Genomic DNA, 20,631 nt, shown 5'->3' with positions numbered 1-20,631 from the left:
GCCTCCGACTCTTCTAAAAACAAGCGTGAGGAATATCCATGTCCCAGCCCACCGACCGCCTTTGGGGCGCTCGTTTCAAGACCGGTCCGTCTGCCGCCTTGGCGGCGTTATCCCGTTGCCCTGAGCGTTATTTCCGCCTGACACCCTACGATTTGGCCGGCTCCCGTGCCCATGCCCGGGAGTTGCAGCGCGCAGGGTTGCTGGATGAGTCGGAGACCCTGCGGACCCTCGAAGCCCTGGACCGTATCGGTGATGATTTCGCCGCCGGCCGCCTGCATCCGACCCTGGATGACGAGGACGTGCACACCTTCATCGAACGTGTATTGACCGAGCGCCTGGGCGCCCTGGGCGGCAAGTTGCGCGCCGGACGTTCGCGCAATGACCAGACGGCCAACGATTTGCGCCTTTTCCTACGCGACCATGCGCGCACCATCACCACCGAGGTGTTGGGTTTGCAGCAAGCATTGGTGGCGCAGGCCGAGCAGCATATCGAGAGTATCTGCCCCGGCTTTACCCACTTGCAGCAGGCGCAACCGATTGTATTCGCCCATCACTTGCTGGCCCATGCGCAGTCGATGTTGCGGGATGTGCAGCGCTTGGTGGACTGGGATGCGCGTACGGCATTGTCGCCGTTGGGTGCAGCGGCGATGGCAGGGTCAGCGATTGCCCGCCAGCCGGAGCATTCGGCCAAGGAAATGGGCTACACCGGACCGTGCGAAAACTCCATCGACGCGGTCGCCAGCCGTGACCATGTGGCGGAATTCCTGTTTGTCGCGGGCATGCTCGGGGTAAATATTTCGCGGCTGTCGGAGGAGTTCTGCCTGTGGTCATCGCGCCAGTTTCGCTGGGTGGTGCTGGACGATGCCTACGCTACCGGCAGTTCGATCATGCCGCAGAAGAAGAACCCGGATATTGCCGAGTTGGCGCGAGGCAAGGCTGGGCGCTTGATTGGCAACCTGACCGGGTTGATGTCGACGCTTAAATCCTTGCCGCTGTCGTACAACCGCGATTTGAGTGAAGACAAGCACAGCGTGTTGGACAGCGTAGATACGTTGCTGCTGGTGTTGCCGGCGATGGCCGGGATGGTGGCGACCATGAAGGTGCAGGTGGAGGAGCTGCGGCGCCAGGCGCCCATGGGCTTTACCTTGGCGACGGAAGTGGCGGATTGGTTGGCGACCCGTGGCGTGCCGTTCAAGGAGGCGCACGAGATTACCGGCGCCTTGGTGCAAGCTTGTGAGAAGCATGAAATTGAGTTGTGGGAAGCCTCACCGGCGATGTTGGCTGAGGTAGATGCGCGGCTCACGCCGGAAGTGCGCGACTGCTTGACCTTAGAGGCGGCAATTGCGGCGCGTAGTGGCTGGGGTGGCACGGCGCCGGAGCGAGTTCGCGAGCAGATTGGGCGGTTGAAGGTGGCGTTGGCGGCTCAGCAGAAATGGGTTGAGAGTTATCAGGGATTCAGGATTTAAGGCAGAGAGATTTGTGGTGTTTGGGCTGGCGCTTTCGCGAGCAAGCCCGCTCCCACATTTGGACCGCGTTACAGCCGTTAGAGCGTTAATAGTTTTGGAGAATCACCATGAACCAAACCCCGGCCGAGCGCTTGGAAATAGAGCGCAAGTTGTCCGAGAACCAGTTCGATATCACCCAGTACGAACACGTACCGCGGCGTTATTACGGGCGAATGTTTTTTGCCACGTTGATCGTGATCGCGTTGGCCGCGCTGTTACGCGCATTCGCCAATGGCCAGATCGAATGGTCCTACATCGGGCAGTTTCTGACGTCTGAGGCGATCCTGTGGGGCTTGGCCAATACCATCATCATGTCGATCCTGGCGATGGCGCTGGGCGTGGTAATCGGCGTGATCACGGCAATCATGCGCATGTCGGCCAACCCGATCCTGCGCTACGTAGCCATCACCTACACCTGGCTGTTTCGCGGCACACCGCTGATTCTGCAGCTATTGCTGTGGTTCAACCTGGCGCTGATTTTCCCGGTGATCGCGATTCCCGGCCTGTTCAGCATCGACACCGTCGACCTGATGACGCCGTTCGTAGCCGCCCTGCTCGGCTTGAGTATCAACCAGGGTGCCTACACCGCCGAGGTGGTGCGCGCCGGTTTGCTGTCGGTGGATACCGGCCAGTACGAAGCCGCCAAGTCCATCGGCATGCCGAGCCTGCAGGCGCTGCGTAGGATCATTCTGCCGCAGGCCATGCGGGTGATCATTCCGCCGGTAGGCAACGAGTTCATCAGCATGGTGAAAATGACCAGCCTGGCCAGCGTTATCCAGTATTCGGAGCTGCTGCACAACGCGCAAAACATCTACTACGCCAACGCGCGGGTCATGGAGCTGCTGATCGTGGCGGGTATCTGGTACCTGGCGGTGGTGACCGTTCTTTCATTTGGTCAAAGCCGCCTTGAGCGTCGTTTTGCCCGCGGCGCCGGCAAGCGTTCGTAAGCCTGGGTTGAGGAGATTTGCCCCATGAGAAGCATCGTCAAGGCCGTCAACCTGAACAAGTATTACGACCAGTATCACGCGCTGCGCGACATCAATATCGAGGTCGAGCAGGGCGAGGTAATGTGCATCATCGGTCCATCCGGCTCGGGTAAAAGCACGTTGCTGCGCTGCGTCAACCAGTTGGAAAAAATCGACAAGGGCGGCCTGTGGGTCGATGGCGAGCTAGTCGGTTACCGGGTGGTCGGCAACAAGTTGCATGAAATGAATGAGGTGCAGATCGCACGCCAACGCCTGGCGACCGGCATGGTGTTCCAGCGCTTCAATTTGTTCCCGCATATGACCGTGTTGCAGAACATCATCGAAGGCCCGTGCCAGGTGCTCAAGCGCTCGCCCAAGGAAGCCATCGAAGATGCCCTGGAGCTGCTGGCCCGCGTCGGCCTGGCGGACAAGCGCAATGCTTACCCGGTGGAGTTGTCCGGCGGGCAGCAGCAACGCGTGGCGATTGCCCGTGCGCTGGCGATGCGCCCCAAGCTGATGTTGTTTGACGAACCCACGTCAGCCCTTGACCCGGAACTGGTAGGCGAAGTGCTGTCGGTGATGCGCGACTTGGCTACCACTGGCATGACCATGATCGTGGTCACCCATGAGCTGGGCTTTGCCCGCGAAGTCTCCAACCGCATGGTGTTTATGGATGCCGGCCAGATTGTGGAAGCCGGCAGCCCGGAAGAAATTCTAATAAGCCCACAAAACCCGCGTACCCAAAGCTTTATTTCTGCCGTTCGCACTTAACTAAAAAACTAACGAGAACGCCCCCATGAAAAAATTGTTTATCCCCACCTTGCTCGCAGGCCTGATGGCCTCCTCGTGTGTATTCGCGGCATTGCCGGCGACAATCAAGGACAAGGGTGAGATCAGCGCGGCCATCGTGCCGAACTACCCGCCGATGGATTTCAAGGACCCGGCCACCAACAAGCTCACCGGTCTCGACTTTGACCTGGGCAACGCTCTCGCCGAGCGCTTGGGCGTGAAGATCAAGTGGCAGGAAACCGGCTTCGAGCAGATGCTTAGCGGACTGACCACCAAGCGCGTGGACATCGTGTTATCGGGCATGACCGACACCGCCGAACGCCAGAAGGCGGTGACCTTCATTGACTACTTCACCAGCGGCCCGCAGCTCTACACTTTGGCCAAGCGTGAAGACCTCAAGGAATTGACCGACCTGTGCGGTAAAAAAGTCGGCACCAGCCGCCGTACGACCTGGCCGTCGGAAATTACCGCGTGGAGCAAGGCAAACTGCGAAGCAGCAGGTAAGCCGGCGATTGTGGTGATCGGCACCGAAGGCTCGGCGGATGCGCGGGCGCAGTTGCAGCAAAACCGCTTGGATGCGGCGATGCAGGGCAGCGAGACCATTCCTTATCTGATGTCGCTGGATAAGGGTAAGTACAAGCCGGTGGGTCAGGCGATTTCCAAGCAATTCACCGGGCTTGGGATTGAGAAGAGCAATACCGAGTTGGTCACGGCGATCAGTGAGGCGTTGCAGGGAATGATTGACGACGGGACCTACGGCAAGATCTTGAAGAAGTGGGATCTGGAGCAGGGTGCGGTGGAAAAAATCACCATCAATTCTGGTCAGTAAAACCAAGGTCTAAAAAATGTGGGAGGGGGCCTGCTCCCGATAGCAATGGTTCAGTCACCTGATGCTTGTCTGAAGTACCGCCATCGGGAGCAAGCCCCCTCCCACATTTGACCTGTGTTGTCTTTTTGATCTGTGTTGTCTTCAAGTAATTACTAGGACTCTCGCACCTACCGTGGTCACCTATTCCCTGGTAATCCGCCGCCTGATGATTTGCTCGGTGACCATCGTGGTCAGCCGCGCCATGACCAGTCCGTTGCTGGCCCTCTGGCTGAGCACACGCCTGGGCCTCGACCAGCAGGACATTGGCCTGTTGATGGGCACCGCCGTGTTCATCGCCACGTTGCTGGGCTTGTACGGCGGCTACATCATCGACCGCCTGGAAAAGCGCAAGCTGCTGATCCTGGCCATGCTCTCCAGCTCCATCGGTTTTCTGTTGCTGACCTTTGCCAGCAACCTCTACCTCACCACCCTGACCCTGGTGATCACTGAAGCCGCGTCGGCGCTGTTCCTGATCGGCTCCAAGGCGATCATCAGCGAGAACCTGCCGGTGGGCGAACGCGCCAAGGTGTTCTCCCTGCGCTATACCCTGACCAATGTCGGCTACGCAACCGGCCCGATGCTGGGTGTGGTGATCGCCGGCCAATTACCCTGGGCACCGTTCCTGCTCGCCAGCGCCATTGCCTTTGGCAGCCTGTTCCTGATGATCGGCATTGCACCGACCCAGCGGGATGACAGCCATAAACCCCAGAGTTTCCTCAGCACCCTGCGCACCTTGCGCAGCGACCGCACGCTGATCCTATTTACCAGCGGCAGCCTGTTGAGCACCATTGTCCATGGGCGCTACACCCTGTATCTGTCGCAGTTTTTGCTGGTGGCCTACAAACCTGGGCAAGCGTTAAAGACTCTGTCGGCGGTGCTGGCCTGCAACGCCATCACGGTGATTTTGATGCAGTACCAGATCGGCCGCTTCCTCAAGCGTGAGCAATTGCGCCACTGGATCGTACTGGGCACCTTGCTGTTTATCGGCGGGTTGGTGGGGTTCAGCCAGGCCGACAGCCTGGTCACCTGGTGCCTGGCGATGTTCGTGTTCACCTTGGGTGAGATGATCATCTACCCTTCTGAATTTCTATTTATCGACACCATCGCGCCGGATGCACTACGGGGCAGTTACTACGGCGCGCAGAACCTGGCAGCGTTCGGTGGAGCAATGAGCCCGGTGATTTGTGGCTATTTGCTGATCAACGCTGCGCCGACCAGCATGTTCTATGCCCTGGCCGCCCTCACCGCCGTGGGCGGCACCCTGTGTTTCTTGAGTGGCCGACGCGTGGCAGGTTCTTGCTGATATTTAGCTAGGATCCCGCTATTAATAGCGAAACTTCTCACGGACCCGAGCCCATGAAATTCGACACGGCCTACAGCCTGAGTCTCGATGACAAATTGTCGATCTACGATGTTCGAGAGCTGAATTTCGACGAAACCGCCGATTTCGATTCCGACAAGGACAGCTTCCTCTGCCCCAACGATGCCTGCCGCGCCATGTTCGATGCGAACAATGTGTTGAGTACCTTCAACGCCAAGAACGTCAACTACCTGCGTACACCGCACTTCAAGAACAAACCCGGCACCCGGCATATCGACGGCTGCCGCTATGCCAGCAACCAAAAAACCGCGACCGGTGAAAATGACGACGAGCGCGAGGACAATTTCCCATCGGAATTTGTGCTGACACGCCGTCAGTACGCACGTAGGACAGCTGTTGTCGGCACCGATGCAAACGTCTCTCCAGAGCCAACGAAAGCGCCTTCAAACCGCATTACAACAGGCCATGACCACAGCGACACAACCCCGGACAAAACCAGCGTGTTCGCCCACCCGGTGGAGTGCTATGTGTCCAACATTGATGACAAGGACAAGCTCAAGGCCATGCCCTTGAAGATCGGTGAGCACACGGCGACCTACTGGACGTTTTTCAAGAAGATCGAATACCTGCAAGACAACAAGGGCCTGATCTACTGGGGCAAGATCAAGGCAATCAAAGACTACACCAGCAGCTTTCGTATCGATTTCGAAAAGAAGGTGTGGCTCGACAAGAAGCCGTACTCGGTCAACGTCTACCTGAGCAAAAAACTCATCGAGCATTATCGCAAGCGCAGCGCATTCCTGGAGCAGATCAAGGCGGCGGCCTGCAGCGAACGGCCGCTGTATTGCTTCTTCTACGGGGTTACGCCGCAATTCAAGCAGGTGCCCAGCAAGAACAACCCCGAGCAAACGTTCGGGGTATTCAGCGCGAATATCGAGAACCTGGATCACTTGATCATCCGGGAGGCGCCAGGGCTGGAGTGATCGGGGCTGAAACGCCCACGAAATAATCCAGATGATGAGCGGTACAAACAACTGTACAAAAACACAGTATAGTTGCGCCTCAACCGTCGAACCTGGAGAACCCCCATGTCCTCTCTGGCAATGAGCTCTTTCGTAGAACAGCAGATCGTGCTGCATCAATTCACCGCCAAACACTGCGCGCAGGCCCGCCTCATGCTGGGCTGGAGCCGCGAAGAACTGGCTCGCCAGGCGGGTGTGGCGGTGGCGGCGATTCAACAATTGGAAAGCCACGGCGACGTCGACGATCAAACCCGTTTGATCCTGGCGTTTCGCCTCGAGGCTGAAGGGCTGGTATTTTTCCCGGGGTTTGCGCCGGGCTGGGGCATGAGTGCACGCCGGTTTGACACACCAGCAGCCGAACCCACAAATCAGGGCCTTATGTCTCGGTTGCTGGGCACAACAACGGCAACAATTGACTCACCAACGCCTCAACCGAATGGTGCGTAGAGTCCAACCGTAGTACCGGGCAATGCAGTGGTTCCAACCAGGTTTCGTGCCGACGCAGGCTACGGAAACTGTGGTTTCCGGCATCGTAACGTGCCGCCCAGGTGAGGAAAGCGACGCTGTTTTGGTGACGGCTTCCACCTTCCAGGATCTGCTCGCCGTAGCGCTCCACCTCCCGCAAGCGCAGGCGGTGCAGGCGCACCTCAGGATCCAGGCGCAGGAACACTACGTGGGTGAACTGCGCGATCATGGCGTCGCCCCATCCGCACAAAGAGCCAGACAGCACCCAGCTTTCATGGCCGGCAGTGTGTTCCTGCAGTAGCTGAATGCGTTCGTCCCGGGGTCGGGCGATGGTGAAGGGTTCCGGGGTTTGCTGCCAGTAATAGAAATCCGAGTCGAAATAGGCAATGTTCAAATGTTCAGCCAGGGCCTTGCCCAAAGTAGTTGTGCCGGCTCCCGCAGCGCCGAGGATGTGGATTCTATAACTGTCCATGGCTTTTCCCCCCTGGCATAGAGTGTAGCCGTGGCCGCGTCATGCCTGCGATGGCGATACGGAGAAATTGAAGTCGCCCCTTAGGCAACCTCTGCGGGCATCAGCCAGCAGAGGTTGATTCAAACTCAAGCGCCAGTGGCAGAGACCTCAACGGTTTCATCTGCACTTACCGGGGCCGGCGTGAAGGGAGCCCCTGGCAGAAAAGCCGGTTTCTGAATCGCTTGCGTGGCTTGTTCATAACCATAGGCGACTGAGAGCAAGGTGGCTTCGCTGTTGCCCGAACCATGAAAGTAGAGCGCGGTCGGCATGCCTTCATCATCCATTCCAGAAGGAACCGACAGGCCTGGGTAGCCGGCTGCCGCACTGAAGAAATAATTATGGGATAGGAAGTTCGACACCATCGCGTCGAGTTTGTGTTCCCTCATTGGATCGTCGATGGTTTTCTGAAAGATGGGAAGGATCTCCTCCCACAACTTGTCGCGCTGTTCCTGAGTCGTTTCCAGGCTGTTGATCAGTTCCAACAGCTTCTGGTCAGGCTCACCCGGCTGCTGGTTGCGCTTGATAAAAGCAATCAGCTCCGAAAGTGATTTGACCGGCAAACCTTCTCGTCCAGCCAGGTAGTCTTCCAGTTGTTGCTTGACCTCTGCGAACAACACTTCGATGTAACGCTCGTAGGTCTCATCAGTGACGCCCTCCTCCAACCGCCTCACCGGCACCAGGATCGCACCTTGGTCCTTCAACACATCGAGCGCCTTTTCGTAATGCTTGCGATCTGCGCGTTTGGCCGGGTCCTTGGCTTCCTTCTCGGAAAATTCAGGCAAAGGCGTATAGCCAATTCGCTTACCTTTCAAGGCGTCGGCATGCAGGCCATCGGTGTAGGCATTGGTTCCGGTCATTGCGTTGAGGGCCTCTGCCGCATCACAGACATTACGAGTGAAAGTACCGATCGCATCCAGGCGCGTACTGGTCATGACGCCCTCGGTGCTGAGCAGTCCTACCGTGGTTTTCAGGCCAAAAACGCCGTTGTAGGCTGCTGGACTGATAATCGAACCGTTGGTTTCCAACCCCAAGGCCAATGGCACATGCCCTTGGGCAACCGCCACTGCCGAGCCTGAACTCGACCCTGCCACCTGCCCTCCCAGGCGATGCGGGTTCAGCGTCTGGCCGCCGCGGGAACTCCAACCGTCCGCTGGTGATTGAGAGCGAAAGTTGGACAATTCACTCATATTGGTTTTACCCACAATCACCACCCCAGCCTTCAACAAATTGTCGACAACCGTGGCGTTTCTAGTGGCAGGCGCTCCAACCAACGCCTTCGAGCCTGCGCTGGTCTGCATGCGATCATTGGTTTCAAATACATCCTTGAGCGCTATCGGTACGCCGTGCAAATGCCCACGCACATGGCCGTTGGCACGCTCCTGATCACGTGCCTTCGCATCACGCAGGGCGTCCGGGTTTGTTTCCAAAAACGCATTGCCGCCTTGTAGCCCACGATCAATGTTGGCAATTTGCTTGAGCGAGTCCTTCAACAGCGACTGCGCGGTGACACCGCTTCCCTGGGCCATTTCCACTGACATTTGACAGGCGCTCTTAAAGCCTTGTGGTGGGTTTGAAAGCTCCTGGAACAAGCCTGTCCCCCATCCGCCTGTCGACACGGGTCCGATCATGAAGTGCCTCTCTACTTGACTGAGTGCGAGGGTTAACGGTCGATAACCCCACACCAGTCTAAGAAACGCCGCCGCCGCACTATTTCAGGCGAATCCGGCCACGCCGTCCTATCATTCCCCGTCTGGCGTAGGCGCCAATACAAATTTTGGTCTTAGCTGGCGGTAAGCGCGCAACAGGGCCGTCAAGCGATCACCCGCCCAACGGGCGCCGTAAAACCAGACTTTCGATCCATCCTCCAGCGTTTCACAGACACTGGGGTATCCGCTTCTGCAGGCGTGCTGAAACCCTGCATTTGGATCGTCTGACACCAGAGCATCAAGGCGAAGACCAGCTACCAGCTCATCGATTTCGTGACAGGCCTGGACGCTGTCGCTGCCACGCTGCACGTCTACCGCCACCCATTGCGCGCCGGCCCGGCGCAGGGTGTCGAAGACTCGGCGCAAACCTGCACCGTGTTCGACGAGTTCAGCCTGCTTACCCTGTACATAACGTTCGGCGTAGCCCAGACGGTAGCCTGCCAGCTCTAGTGAAGCGGTGAACGTAGTGTTATTCAATACCAGGGGGACCCCCACCATCACGGGTTCGGTAGGGTCCATGCCACTGATGGCGATAAGGGATAGCGCGGGGTCACGCACCGGGTTTATCTGGGGGGCCAGGGCGTTATACCCGGGTATGGGCGTATTACCAGCGCGTTGCCCGGTGCTAAAAACGATAGAAACCGGAGCAACATTGAGCAATGGAGCAGGAACGTCGGCAGCGTTGACGGGCACGGGTGAGGGCTGGCCGAAGGCACAAGGCAAGCCCGTCTTCCAAAGATTCTTACAATGGCTGTCCATCGGAACATCCTCCCCGAAATAAAATTTCCGGAGATCATCGCACTCTAGTCTGACGTTTGTCGCAGGGCTGAAATCCTATGAAAAGCTCTTTTCCTTACGGGGCCTGGCTCAGCCTGCTGCCGGCTCCTGCACAGGTTGAGACTCCACCTCCAACCACCAGGCACACCCACGCTCGGGCTGGTTCAAGCGGAACGCCTGCCCCATCGCCGGGGTGGTGATCGATATATTGCGTTCCCAGGCCAGGGCCATGATGCGGTCGAAGGGTTCATGCCAGGCGTGGAATGCCAGGTCGAAGGTGCCGTTATGGATTGGCAGCAACCAGCGCCCCTTGAGATCGATATGCGCCTGCAGCGTTTCCTCAGGCTGCATGTGTACGTGGGGCCAATCGAGGTTGTAAGCACCGGTTTCCATCAGGGTCAGGTCAAACGGACCGTATTGCTCGCCGATACGTTTGAAACCGTCGAAATAGCCGGTGTCGCCACTGAAAAAGATTCTGCGCGCATCGTCAATCATCACCCAGGAACACCACAGCGTCTGGTTGCTATCAAACAGGCCACGCCCGGAGAAATGCTGCGCCGGGGTGGCGATAAAACGAATGCCTTCCACCTCGGTGCCCTGCCACCAATCCAACTGATGGACTTTGCTGGCGTCTACCCCCCACTTGATCAGTACGTCGCCTACGCCCAAGGGTGCCAGGAAGTAACGCGTCTTCTCAGCCAATCGAACCACCGCCTTGCGGTCAAGGTGGTCGTAGTGGTTGTGGGAAAGAATAACTGCCTCCAGGGGAGGCAACTCTTCAAGGCTGATGGGCGGCTGGTGAAAACGCTTGGGGCCGGCCCAACTGAACGGCGAGGCACGCTCGGCGAATACCGGGTCAGTGACCCAGAATTTACCGCGCATTTTCAGCAATACGGTCGAATGCCCGAGGCGATACACGCTGTGATCAGGGGCGGCCAACAACTGTCCACGGGTCAGGGGCTGAACCGGAATCTGCCCCACCGGCCGTGTGGTGCGCGGCTTGTTGAACAGCATGTTCCAGAAAATACGCAGGGTCTTGCCAAAGCCGCCATGCTGAATCGGGGCGTCATTGCTGAAATGCCTCTGGCCCTGCCTGGCAGGCTTGAGCGCTACAGGCGCAGGGGCGGGACGGTTTGAAATCGTGGCCATTACAGAGTGACTCCTACGGTCCGCACAAGAATTACACTGCACAGTGTAGTTTCTAGATTGCAACAAAAGCCGGAGCAAGTAAACTGCCGAGTGTAATTTCCATTTTGAGTCGAATGTTATCCATGACTGCCCCCAAGCGCCTCACCGTGCGTAAACGCGAAGCCATCGTGGCGGCGGCTATCGCCGAATTTCGCGAGAACGGCTTCGAGGTTACCAGCATGGACAAAATCGCCGCCACTGCCGGTGTTTCCAAGCGCACGGTGTACAACCACTTCCCCAGCAAGGAAGAGCTGTTCGCCGAGATCCTCCACCAGCTATGGGCCAACAGCGTCGCGCAACTGGACGTGAACTACGCCAGCGACCGCCCTTTGCGCGATCAACTGCGCAGGTTGCTGGAAGCCAAAATGAAGATGATGTCGGATGCCAACTTCCTCGACCTGGCACGTGTGGCTATCGCTGCCACCATCCATTCGCCGGACCGCGCGCAAGACATGGTCAACCGCCTGAGCGCACGGGAAGAAGGTTTTACCCAATGGGTACGCGCCGCACGGGAAGACGGCCGTCTCAACTGCGCCGACCCGGCTTTCGCTGCCCACCAGATCCAAAGCCTGCTCAAGGCTTTCGCATTCTGGCCGCAGATAACCCTTGGCCAGCCCACCCTCGACGCTGCCGCCCAGGCCGATGTCATCGAGTCGGCCATCGACCTGTTCCTCGCCGGCTACGAAGTCAGCGCACCACGCCCGCACTAAGTCCTGTTGCCTGGGCGACATTCCAGGTCGTATTTGGCGCATTCACCCGCTGTTTTGCGCAAATGGCCTGGAAGGACACTGATTATTCCCACAGGAATAATCGACAATCGCTCGCATTTACCGATCAGCGGTTCCGCCCGCTGATGCATGCGACTGTACCCGCACAAAACAGCTGACCCAGGACACTATGGAAAACAGACGAGGCAAAGGGCTTTCATTTGCCAGGCGTATCTACAAGCCAAGGATTATCGGCCTTGGCATCGGCAGCATCAGCGTGGTTGGCGCGTTGTACCCCTTGTCCATGCCCGCTTGGGTCTGGGCGTTGCTGTTGTTCAATGGCTTGGCCTGGGCGCATGTGGCGTACCAGCTCTCAACTCGCTCGCCGTTCCCCTACCAGGCCGAGCAACGCAACCTGTTGTATGACTCGTTGGCCGGCGGTTTCTGGGCGGCCGCCACCCAGTTCTCACCACTGACCACCGTCACCATTCTGTCGATGATGGCCATGAACAATGTCGCAGCCGGCGGCAAACGCCTGTTCCTGCTCGGGCTGCTGGCGCAGGCGGCCGGTATCGCGGTGGCCTGGGGCCTGTTCGGGGTCAAGTTCGACACTGGTGTCAGCCTCATCGAGGTCTATTCCTGTTTGCCGATGCTGACGCTCTACCCAATGGCCATCGGAATGGTCTGCTATCAGTTGGCGATTAAACTGTCGGACCATAAACGCGCCCTCAGCGCCCTGAGCCGCATCGATAGCCTTACCGGGCTGCTCAACCATGGTTCGTGGAAAGACCTGCTCAATCTCAAGTTCCATAAGTGCCAGCAGCAACAAGGCCAGGCGACCATCGCCTTGATCGATATCGATCACTTCAAAAACATCAATGACATCCACGGCCACACCGTCGGAGATACGGTACTGCGCCAGTTGAGCCACGAGTTGCGCCAACACTTGCGGGAAGACGACCTGGCCGGCCGCTACGGAGGCGATGAGTTCTGTGTGATCCTTCCGAGGATGCCGCTGGAAGAAGCGGCGCAAGTCATGGAGCGGCTCCGCGAAACTTTCGGTAACTATCGCCATCCGCACATCCCTGAGCTGCGCGTCAGCCTGAGCATTGGCCTGGCGGACTTCCATCCCTCTTTCAACGATGCGGTCGCGTGGCTCAACGCCGCGGACCTCGCGCTGTACGCCGCCAAGGACAGCGGTCGCGACCGCGTCAAGACCAGCGACTGGATAGCCGCCTATCCAACCTGAGTTGTCCGATAACACCTCGTCCGAATCCAGCCCCGCCTACCTGCCGCAATAGCATAATGCCGCCATTGGTCGCCTGCCCAATAATGGTCCTGCCCAACGGGCGAACTTCTTGGCAGGCTGATTACTCTGAAACCGTTGTTCCACCCCCTCTGTCAGCATCAGGAAGCTGGCAATGAGCAAGTCAACCGTACGGCCAGGAGCCCTACGGGGTCAGGCGCAAATACATGGATACCGCATATGCTTGCATGCCCGAGCTCTCTAACATGCTATTCAACGCCCACAAGAAAACCATCAACGCCCTGCAACACCGCATCGCCCAACAAACCAGCTTGCTGGACGCGATCGAACGCTCCATGGCCGTCATCGAATTCGACCTGCAAGGCAACGTGCTGCGGACCAATGACAACTTCCTCAAGACCATGGGTTATCGCGCCGAACAAATCCTGGACCAGCCCCATCGGATGTTCTGCACGCCCGCATTCGCCCGCAGCGCCGACTACAACCAGCTGTGGACGCACTTGCGCAACGGCCAATTCCAGTCGGGCACCTTCGAGCGGGTGGGCGCCGATGGCGCATCGGTGTGGTTGGAAGCCAGCTACAACCCGGTGCGGGATGAAGCCGGTCGCGTGATTAAAGTGGTGAAGTACGCCATGGATGTCACGCCGCGCCTGCAGGCCGAAAGTGAAGCCAACGCAAAGCTTGCAGCCATAGACCGCGCCATGGCAATGATCGAGTTCAACCTCGACGGCACTATCATCAGCGCCAACGCGAATTTCCTGCAGCGCATGGGCTACAGCCTGGCGCAGATCCAGGGCAAGCATCACCGCCTGTTCTGCAAACCGGAATTGGCCAACAGTGCCGCCTACAGCGAGTTCTGGAAACGCCTGAACCAGGGTGAGCTGTTCAACGGCCAGTTCGAGCGGGTGGATAAAAACGGCCAGGTGGTGTGGCTCGAAGCCAACTACAACCCGGTGTACGACGCCAGCGGGCGCCTGTGCAAAGTGGTGAAGTTCGCCTCGGACGTCACTGCCCGCGTGCAACAACATGCCACCGACGCACAGAGCGCGGCACAGGCTTATCACCTGTCCTTGAACACCCAGGACATGGCCGAAAAAGGCGCCGAAGTGATTCAGAAAACGGCCAGCGGCATGCGCGAAATTGCCCAGGATATCGACACCTCTTCGCAGCTGATCGCCAAACTCGGCGAGCGCTCGCAACAGATCACCGCCATCGTCAATACCATTCGTGGCATTGCCGACCAGACCAACCTGTTGGCGCTCAACGCCGCCATTGAAGCCGCCCGCGCAGGCGAGCAAGGCCGTGGCTTTGCCGTGGTTGCCGATGAAGTGCGGCAGCTGGCGGCACGCACCAGTGGCTCCACTGCGGAGATTTCCGGGATGATCGCCATGATCCAGGAAGAAACCCGCCAAGCCATCGACAGCATGGACGCCACTCGCGACCGCGCGGCTCAGGGCGTAGACCTGGCCAACCAGGCAGGCACCGTGATCCTGCAGATTCGCGAGGGCACCGGCGAAGCGGTGCAGGCGGTGAGCGCGTTTGCCAATGAGCGGGGCAATCGCTGACCGGTTATTCATGTGTGTGCCTGGGGGCTCGGTCTATAGTGTTGGCTGTTTTTACACCAAGGATCCGAGCCAGCCATGACCCCAGACAAGCCAGACGCCTCCCCCATTGACCACCTGCGCTTCCACCGAGGTCACGCGCACCTGGCACCGACCTTCGGCAACGACACTTTCGCACTCAAGGCCGAGGCTTTCGCACGCTTCTTTGGCACGCCAACCTTTCTCGGCGCTCAAACGGCGATCGTGGTGTTGTGGGTGGTGCTGAACATGACCGGCGTCACCCACTTTGACGTCTACCCTTTCATCCTGCTCAACTTGGCCTTCAGTCTGCAATCGGCTTACGCCGCGCCGCTAATCCTGCTGGCTCAGACACGCCAGGCCGCGCGGGACAAAGCCCAGTCCGACGCCGACGCGCAACACCGCGAAGCCCTCGCCACCGCCAATACCGAACGCCAGGCCCAGGCAGCACAGACCACCAAACAGCTGATGGAACTGCTGGAGCAGAACACCCGGTTGACGGAAATGACCAAGCAACTGACCGAGCGCATCGAAACCCTGACGTGTGAAATGCATGAACAGTTTGTGCGTAAAGCCTAAGGTCGCAACCCGCGCACATGCCGTCCCAACTCATCAAACAGCGTCACCACCGAACGCAACGCCCGGCAATCAGGGCGCGTCAACAGCCACAGCGAAGTGTCGTGCCCCGCCAGCGCAGGGCCCAGTGGTTGCAAGCCATCGCCCATTAGAAAATCCGGCAACGCCGCCACGCCCAGCCCGGCGCGCACCAGTTCAGTCACCGACTGCATGCTGTTGCAGCGGTAACTGGGGCGCACGCCCGGCAAATGCTCACGGCGCCAGGCCACGGTGGGGTGGTCGGGCAAAAAGTCATCCGGCGCGATCCAGGCCAGGTCGGTCAGGTCCTGGCCCGCATGCCGACGTGCATAGTCGGCACTGGCGCACACTTGGTACGCCACGGTCCCCAGGCAACGTCCGACCAGATGCTCTGGCGGCTTGCTGGTCAGGCGCAGGGCGATATCCGCATCACGCCGGCTGAGGTTGGCGAAGTCATTGGATGTGGTCAGTTCCAGGGTCAACGCTGGATAGGCCGGCATGAACTGCGCCAGGGCCGGCAGCAGCAGGCCTTGCAATACCGCGTCGGTGCAGGTCAGGCGCACGGTGCCGCTGATTACCTCACCGCCCTGCTCCACCCCAATGCGCGCAGCTTGCAGTGCGAGTTCTGCCCGTTCGGCCTGTTGCGCCAGGGTACTCGCCAGGCTGGTGGGCAAGTAACCGGCGCGGCTTTTTTCAAACAGGGTCTGGCCCAGGGCCGCCTCCAGCCGCCGCACTGCACGGAATACCGTGGACACGTCTACCCTCAACAACGCAGCCGCCCGCGCCAGGGTGCCGCCACGCACCAGGGCAAGGATCAATGACAGGTCGGGGTAGTCGATTTGATAGTGCGCGGCTGCATTGAGCATATGGGCAAACGCCAATATTGATTGCGTGAACGCCAATCTATAGTGCGTATCAGCCCACCGCAAGCCAAGGGACGTACACGATGACACCCCCCGCTCTGCACCTCGCCCTGATCGGCGACTACAACCCTGACGTGATCGCGCACCAGGCTATCCCGCTGGCTCTGCAGCAGGCCGCCGCCGAACTGGACCTGAACATCCATGTGCAATGGCTCGACACCGACACACTCACCTGCACCTCTGCCCTGCAGGGTTTTGACGGTTTCTGGTGCGTACCCGCCAGCCCCTATCGCGACACCGAGGGCGCATTGCGGGCGATCCGTTTTGCCCGCGAGCAAAAACGCCCTTTCCTCGGCACGTGCGGTGGTTTTCAACATGCCGTGCTGGAATATGCCCGCAACGTACTCGGCTGGGCAGATGCCGAGCATGGCGAGCTGGCCCCGGATGCAGAACGCGCCGTCATCGCGCCACTGAACTGCTCTCTTGTAGAAGTGAACGACACCGTGCGCCTGTGCCCGTACACGCGCATTGCCCAAGCCTACGCCAGCGTGGACATCCACGAAGGCTACCGATGCCGCTACGGCATCAACCCCAGGTTTGCCGACGCGCTGCTGGCAGGCAATCTGATTCCCAGCGGTCATGATTCGGCGGGCGATCTGCGTGCGGTGGAGTTGCTCGACCATCCGTTCTTCGTCGCCACCCTGTTCCAGCCCGAACGCGCCGCGCTGAAGGGCATCACCCCGCCCTTGGCACTGGCTTTGCTCAAGGCTTGCCGAGGGGCATCGGCATGATCGCCAAGACACCGGCCCCGCCTTATTACGCGGTAATTTTCAGCTCGCTGCGTACCGACGTCGACCAGGGTTATGGCGAGGCCGCCGCACGCATGCTGGAACTGGCACAGCAGCAACCGGGGTTTCTCGGCGTGGAGTCGGCGCGGGAAGAGGGGTTGGGTATCACCGTGTCCTACTGGGCCAGCGAGGCGGCGATCCTGGCGTGGAAGCAACAGGCCGAACATCGGCAGGTGCGTGAGCAAGGACGCGCCACCTGGTACAGGGCGTTTCATACACGGGTGTGCAAGGTGGAACGGGCCTACACCTTTTCAAATTGAGAGGTTTCCATCCGGTAGGATCGCCCGGGCAGGTTGATCGCTCAGCTCACCAAACTGCGCAACGCACTGATCTGCGGAATCTCCACCCGACGCATGTACACCCGCAACGGTTCGGTGACGTTGATACGGTCGTCGATATTCTGGTCCAGCAGCAACTGTATGCGTTTACGGCACAGGGTCATGGTGTGGTCGGCGGCGGGCAGCCAGACGAATTCGGCGGTGGGGATAATGCCGTCATCGGCCACGTCCATGCCGAAGGCATCTTCGCTGAAACGCACGATGTACTGGCCAGTCTTGCGATTGAGACCGACAAAGCCATGGAGTTGGTCGGCGGCCTGGCAGATAAGCTCGGAAGTGATGCGCATGGTAAACCTCACTGAAAAGTCCCACAGGGACTGGAAAGATGGTTTACACGCGTGGCAAAAAATACCGCCCTCTAGTGGGGCAGCTATGGCCAAGAATACTGCAATGCACCGCAAAAAAACCGACAAAATTGGCCCGTGCGCACGTTAATGTCGGTTTGGTGATAGCGCCTTTCGCAATCAATTGTTAAAAAGGACATCTTCTCAAAGTTACCTCCACGAAAGGACTTCGCATATGCCTGTCACGTTTACCAAGAGCGCCTTGCTGCTGGCGTTGATGCTCGGCCTCGGCCAGGCTCAGGCTGCCGACCCAGTCAGCCCGGCTGAATTGGCGACAAACGAAGGCATTCCCTACCCTGCCGTGATCGCTCACCGTGGCGCTTCCTACGACGCACCGGAGTCCACCGCCGCTGCCTACAAGGTTGCACGCGACCTGGGCGCCGACTACCTGGAACTGGACCTGCAACGCAGCAAGGACGGCGTGCTGTTTGCCCTGCACGACAACAACCTGCAGCGCACCACCGACGTGGCCACCAAGTTCCCCGAGCGCAAAGATGCGCCAGCCAACGAATTCACCTGGAAAGAACTGCAAAGCCTCGACGCCGGCAGCTGGTTCAACGCGGCCTACCCGGACCGCGCCCGCCCAGGCTTCGTTGGCCTGAAAATCCTCAGCCTGGACGACATCATCAAGATCGCCGAAGGCAACCCGTCGCACAAACCCGGCCTGTACATCGAGACCAAGGAGCCCAAGCAATTCCCGGGCATCGAAGCCGACCTGAAAAACAAGCTGCTGGACAAGGGCTGGCTGAGCTCCGCCGGGTCCAAGTTGGGCAAGAGCAACACCGGCGTCGGCCAGGGCAAGGGCCGCGTGGTACTGCAGACCTTCGAAGTTGCCAGCCTCAAGGAGCTGCAGAAGGAAATGCCGAACACGCCGAAGATCCTGCTGTTGTGGGTCGGCGAAGGCAGCATCGAACCCAAGTCCAAAGTGACCTTCGCCGAATCCGGCGAGCCGACCAAAGCCGCCTACTACGCCAAGCAAGAGCCGAAGGACACCGCCGAGTTCGAAAAATGGGTCGACCAAGCCAAGAGCCTGGGCGCTATCGGCACCGGCCCATCGGCTGAGCTGACCGACCACGGCGACCAGAGCTATACCGACCTGGTCAAACCTGAAATGAACAAGCTGACCCATGACAAGGGCCTGCTGGTGCATGTGTACACCGTAGATGAGCCGGTGGACTTCGACAAAGTGATGAAGGCCGGCGTCGACGGCATCTTCACCAACCGCGCCGCCGAACTGCTGAAGTTCTACAAGCGCTGGCCGTCGTCCAGCGTGCAGGACCTGCTCAACGACCATAAGTACTGAGTGAAGCCCGAATGGTCAGGCCGCCTGTGGTTGGGGCGTGACCACGGGCTGGTGCTTGGCGAGCTGGGGCGCACCGCGCCCCATGCACACTACGCACACCAATTGATGTTCTGCCCCGGCGCGCCGATCACGGTCAGCCTTGATGGTCATGTCACCACGGCCCATCGCCTGTTTATTCCTTCGCGTCACAACCACGCCATCCTTGAGACAGAAGGCGAGGTGTGGGCGTTGTATGCCGAGCCAATGATGTTTGACATCCTGGCGTTGCAGCAACTTTTGGCAAACGGCGATTTATCCCCGCAGGCTGTGCTCAGGCTGCCCCGACGACGCCTTGACGATCCACGTATCGACCGCGCACTGGCCGCCCTTGATCAGCAACTGGTCGGCAAGGTATCGGCCCAGGCGTTGGCCGCAGCGGCGCATCTGTCACTGAGCCAACTGGAGCGTCTGTTCACTGATCGACTGGGCGTTCCCATACGCCGCCTCGTAGTGTGGCGACGGTTGCGCATTGCCCTGCAACTGGCCCTTGCCGGCAGCACCCTGACTGAGGCAGCCCACGGCGCAGGGTTTGCTGATTCGGCGCATTTTTCGCGGACCATGAAGCACTTGTTCGGGGTGACGGCGGGCGCGTCCTTGCGCCAACTGCAGGTGCAGTTTCTAGTGTAGATCCTCAGGCAGCGGCGGCTCCTTGGCCAGGCGAACCGCCAGGAACGGGTCACGCAACTGTGCCGCATAGGCAACGGGGAATTGCGGTCGACTGCCAATACCCAAATCCCCCGGCCCTATGCGATAACCCTTACGATAAAACGCCGTACCCAACAGCCAATCCCACAAATTGAAGAACAGGCCGAAATTCACATCCCCTGCGCGGCCGTATTTCATGTGGTGGAACCGATGTACCGGCGCCCAGGCAAATACCCAGCGCAGCGGCCCCAGGCGCATATCCACATTGGAATGTTGCAGCAGTAACTGAATGGCGATTGCCAGGGCCAACAACTGCGCGACCTCCAGCGGGATCCCCAGCAGGATCAGTGGCATCAGGCCCGCCGTGGCTTCCAGCAGCTGGTGCAAAGGATGCTTCATCAAACCATTGAAACCATAAAGCCGCTGCACGCTGTGATGCACCGCGTGCAACCGCCACAGGGGCGCAATGCGGTGGCTGGCGTAATGCATCAAGGTGATCCCGGCATCGGCCAGGAAGATCGCCATCAACAGTTGCTCCCACAGCGGCCAGCCTCGCGGCCATAGCCCCTCGAATGCCAGCAGCGCCGTAAGCCCCGGCAGGACCAACAACCCCAGAACATTCAAGCTTTCATTGATCAACGCATGCAAGGTATCGCGCCAGCGATCGCCCAGGCTGCGATTCCACTGCGGCTCGTAGGGCAGCCATAGTTCCACCACAAACGACACCGCCACCGCCACCGCGAATATCACCAGTAACCATCGGGGCTGGTAGAGCCCCCATCCGACAAACCCCAATAAGCATGCAGGCGCATAGAGCCAACTGACTAACCGTTTCATCCGAGTTTCCCTTTTTTGGTGAGGCCTCAGCATGAAATCCTGCATCCGTCCTGAATTGAATAAACTGCGCAACTGTTTGAAATAATTAAGCGTGAGTTAAGTTGCACGGGATAACCTGAGGCCACTTAAACAGCTCAACCCAGAAGGAC

Annotated in this window: 22 protein-coding genes; 15 read left to right on the top strand and 7 right to left on the bottom strand. The window is 59.1% G+C overall.

Annotated elements, in window-relative coordinates; all coding sequences use genetic code 11:
- The first annotated feature begins 38 nt into the window (after positions 1 to 38).
- The 7 genes from argH (at position 39) to KVH01_RS15750 (ending at position 6,917) form a co-directional block, all read left to right on the top strand.
- Complete coding sequence (gene argH, locus KVH01_RS15780) at positions 39 to 1,466, top strand: argininosuccinate lyase (protein ID WP_217882010.1); 1,428 nt, start codon at positions 39 to 41, stop codon at positions 1,464 to 1,466.
- Positions 1,467 to 1,573: 107 nt separating this feature from the next.
- Positions 1,574 to 2,452: an amino acid ABC transporter permease gene (locus KVH01_RS15775; RefSeq protein WP_124401649.1), complete on the top strand. Its 879-nt coding sequence runs from the start codon at positions 1,574 to 1,576 to the stop codon at positions 2,450 to 2,452.
- A 24-nt stretch (positions 2,453 to 2,476) separates the two neighbouring features.
- Positions 2,477 to 3,241, top strand: a complete 765-nt coding sequence (locus tag KVH01_RS15770; protein WP_034108897.1) for an amino acid ABC transporter ATP-binding protein — start codon at positions 2,477 to 2,479, stop codon at positions 3,239 to 3,241.
- 25 nt (positions 3,242 to 3,266) lie between these two features.
- Positions 3,267 to 4,088, top strand: a complete 822-nt coding sequence (locus KVH01_RS15765) for an ABC transporter substrate-binding protein (RefSeq protein ID WP_217882009.1) — start codon at positions 3,267 to 3,269, stop codon at positions 4,086 to 4,088.
- Between the two features lie 172 nt (positions 4,089 to 4,260).
- Positions 4,261 to 5,430: an MFS transporter gene (locus tag KVH01_RS15760; protein ID WP_217882008.1), complete on the top strand. Its 1,170-nt coding sequence runs from the start codon at positions 4,261 to 4,263 to the stop codon at positions 5,428 to 5,430.
- 53 nt (positions 5,431 to 5,483) lie between these two features.
- On the top strand, positions 5,484 to 6,431 hold the full coding sequence (locus tag KVH01_RS15755) for a hypothetical protein (RefSeq protein WP_217882007.1): 948 nt from the start codon (positions 5,484 to 5,486) through the stop codon (positions 6,429 to 6,431).
- A gap of 105 nt (positions 6,432 to 6,536) precedes the next feature.
- Positions 6,537 to 6,917, top strand: a complete 381-nt coding sequence (locus KVH01_RS15750; protein ID WP_217882006.1) for a helix-turn-helix domain-containing protein — start codon at positions 6,537 to 6,539, stop codon at positions 6,915 to 6,917.
- On the opposite strand, the gene KVH01_RS15745 is transcribed toward KVH01_RS15750, so the two are convergent.
- The 4 genes from KVH01_RS15745 to KVH01_RS15730 all read right to left on the bottom strand — a co-directional run bounded on the left by KVH01_RS15745 (position 6,847) and on the right by KVH01_RS15730 (position 11,078).
- Positions 6,847 to 7,407: an AAA family ATPase gene (locus KVH01_RS15745; protein WP_217882005.1), complete on the bottom strand. Its 561-nt coding sequence runs from the start codon at positions 7,405 to 7,407 to the stop codon at positions 6,847 to 6,849. The two genes, KVH01_RS15750 and KVH01_RS15745, sit on opposite strands and share 71 nt — an antisense overlap.
- A 125-nt stretch (positions 7,408 to 7,532) precedes the next feature.
- A complete protein-coding gene (locus KVH01_RS15740) occupies positions 7,533 to 8,984 on the bottom strand; it encodes an amidase family protein (protein ID WP_217882035.1) in 1,452 nt (483 codons plus the stop codon).
- Positions 8,985 to 9,185: 201 nt separating this feature from the next.
- Positions 9,186 to 9,911, bottom strand: a complete 726-nt coding sequence (locus KVH01_RS15735; RefSeq protein WP_225924203.1) for a hypothetical protein — start codon at positions 9,909 to 9,911, stop codon at positions 9,186 to 9,188.
- 108 nt (positions 9,912 to 10,019) lie between these two features.
- Positions 10,020 to 11,078 (bottom strand): MBL fold metallo-hydrolase, encoded by a 1,059-nt coding sequence (locus KVH01_RS15730; RefSeq protein ID WP_217882004.1) that lies wholly within the window; start codon positions 11,076 to 11,078, stop codon positions 10,020 to 10,022.
- 122 nt (positions 11,079 to 11,200) lie between these two features.
- Here KVH01_RS15730 and KVH01_RS15725 point away from each other — a divergent pair, with 122 nt between their 5' ends.
- The 4 genes from KVH01_RS15725 to KVH01_RS15710 all read left to right on the top strand — a co-directional run bounded on the left by KVH01_RS15725 (position 11,201) and on the right by KVH01_RS15710 (position 15,250).
- On the top strand, positions 11,201 to 11,827 hold the full coding sequence (locus KVH01_RS15725) for a TetR/AcrR family transcriptional regulator (protein WP_217882003.1): 627 nt from the start codon (positions 11,201 to 11,203) through the stop codon (positions 11,825 to 11,827).
- Positions 11,828 to 12,014: 187 nt separating this feature from the next.
- Positions 12,015 to 13,073, top strand: a complete 1,059-nt coding sequence (locus tag KVH01_RS15720; RefSeq protein ID WP_217882002.1) for a diguanylate cyclase — start codon at positions 12,015 to 12,017, stop codon at positions 13,071 to 13,073.
- 263 nt (positions 13,074 to 13,336) lie between these two features.
- On the top strand, positions 13,337 to 14,656 hold the full coding sequence (locus KVH01_RS30315; RefSeq protein WP_217882001.1) for a methyl-accepting chemotaxis protein: 1,320 nt from the start codon (positions 13,337 to 13,339) through the stop codon (positions 14,654 to 14,656).
- A gap of 75 nt (positions 14,657 to 14,731) precedes the next feature.
- Positions 14,732 to 15,250: a DUF1003 domain-containing protein gene (locus KVH01_RS15710; protein WP_217882000.1), complete on the top strand. Its 519-nt coding sequence runs from the start codon at positions 14,732 to 14,734 to the stop codon at positions 15,248 to 15,250.
- On the opposite strand, the gene KVH01_RS15705 is transcribed toward KVH01_RS15710, so the two are convergent.
- Positions 15,247 to 16,131, bottom strand: coding sequence for a LysR family transcriptional regulator (locus KVH01_RS15705; RefSeq protein WP_217881999.1), 885 nt, complete (start codon positions 16,129 to 16,131; stop codon positions 15,247 to 15,249). The genes KVH01_RS15710 and KVH01_RS15705 overlap by 4 nt on opposite strands.
- 80 nt (positions 16,132 to 16,211) lie before the next feature.
- Between KVH01_RS15705 and KVH01_RS15700 the strand changes: the two genes are divergently transcribed.
- Both KVH01_RS15700 and KVH01_RS15695 read left to right on the top strand, forming a co-directional pair.
- The gene (locus KVH01_RS15700; protein ID WP_217881998.1) at positions 16,212 to 16,919 is read left to right on the top strand and encodes a CTP synthase C-terminal region-related (seleno)protein; all 708 of its coding nucleotides are present in this window, start codon (positions 16,212 to 16,214) and stop codon (positions 16,917 to 16,919) included.
- Positions 16,916 to 17,236 (top strand): antibiotic biosynthesis monooxygenase family protein, encoded by a 321-nt coding sequence (locus tag KVH01_RS15695; protein ID WP_043051141.1) that lies wholly within the window; start codon positions 16,916 to 16,918, stop codon positions 17,234 to 17,236. The genes KVH01_RS15700 and KVH01_RS15695 overlap by 4 nt, the downstream gene beginning before the upstream one ends.
- 41 nt (positions 17,237 to 17,277) lie before the next feature.
- Here the strand turns inward: KVH01_RS15695 and KVH01_RS15690 are convergent, their stop codons facing one another.
- A complete protein-coding gene (locus KVH01_RS15690) occupies positions 17,278 to 17,601 on the bottom strand; it encodes a DUF2025 family protein (protein ID WP_217881997.1) in 324 nt (107 codons plus the stop codon).
- A 232-nt stretch (positions 17,602 to 17,833) separates the two neighbouring features.
- On the opposite strand from KVH01_RS15690, the gene KVH01_RS15685 reads away from it, so the two are divergent.
- Together KVH01_RS15685 and KVH01_RS15680 are read left to right on the top strand one after the other, a co-directional pair.
- Positions 17,834 to 18,961 (top strand): glycerophosphodiester phosphodiesterase family protein, encoded by a 1,128-nt coding sequence (locus KVH01_RS15685; protein WP_217881996.1) that lies wholly within the window; start codon positions 17,834 to 17,836, stop codon positions 18,959 to 18,961.
- Positions 18,962 to 19,627, top strand: coding sequence for a helix-turn-helix domain-containing protein (locus KVH01_RS15680; protein ID WP_217881995.1), 666 nt, complete (start codon positions 18,962 to 18,964; stop codon positions 19,625 to 19,627).
- Here the strand turns inward: KVH01_RS15680 and KVH01_RS15675 are convergent.
- Positions 19,619 to 20,482, bottom strand: a complete 864-nt coding sequence (locus tag KVH01_RS15675) for a sterol desaturase family protein (RefSeq protein ID WP_217881994.1) — start codon at positions 20,480 to 20,482, stop codon at positions 19,619 to 19,621. The genes KVH01_RS15680 and KVH01_RS15675 overlap by 9 nt on opposite strands.
- Between the last annotated feature and the right edge of the window lie 149 nt (positions 20,483 to 20,631).

It is taken from the genome of Pseudomonas khavaziana, from assembly GCF_019145205.1.
GTDB classification, from domain to species: Bacteria; Pseudomonadota; Gammaproteobacteria; order Pseudomonadales; family Pseudomonadaceae; genus Aquipseudomonas; species Aquipseudomonas khavaziana.
Note: the sequence above shows the minus strand (reverse complement) of the source record. Positions and strands in the feature narration are given on the sequence as shown.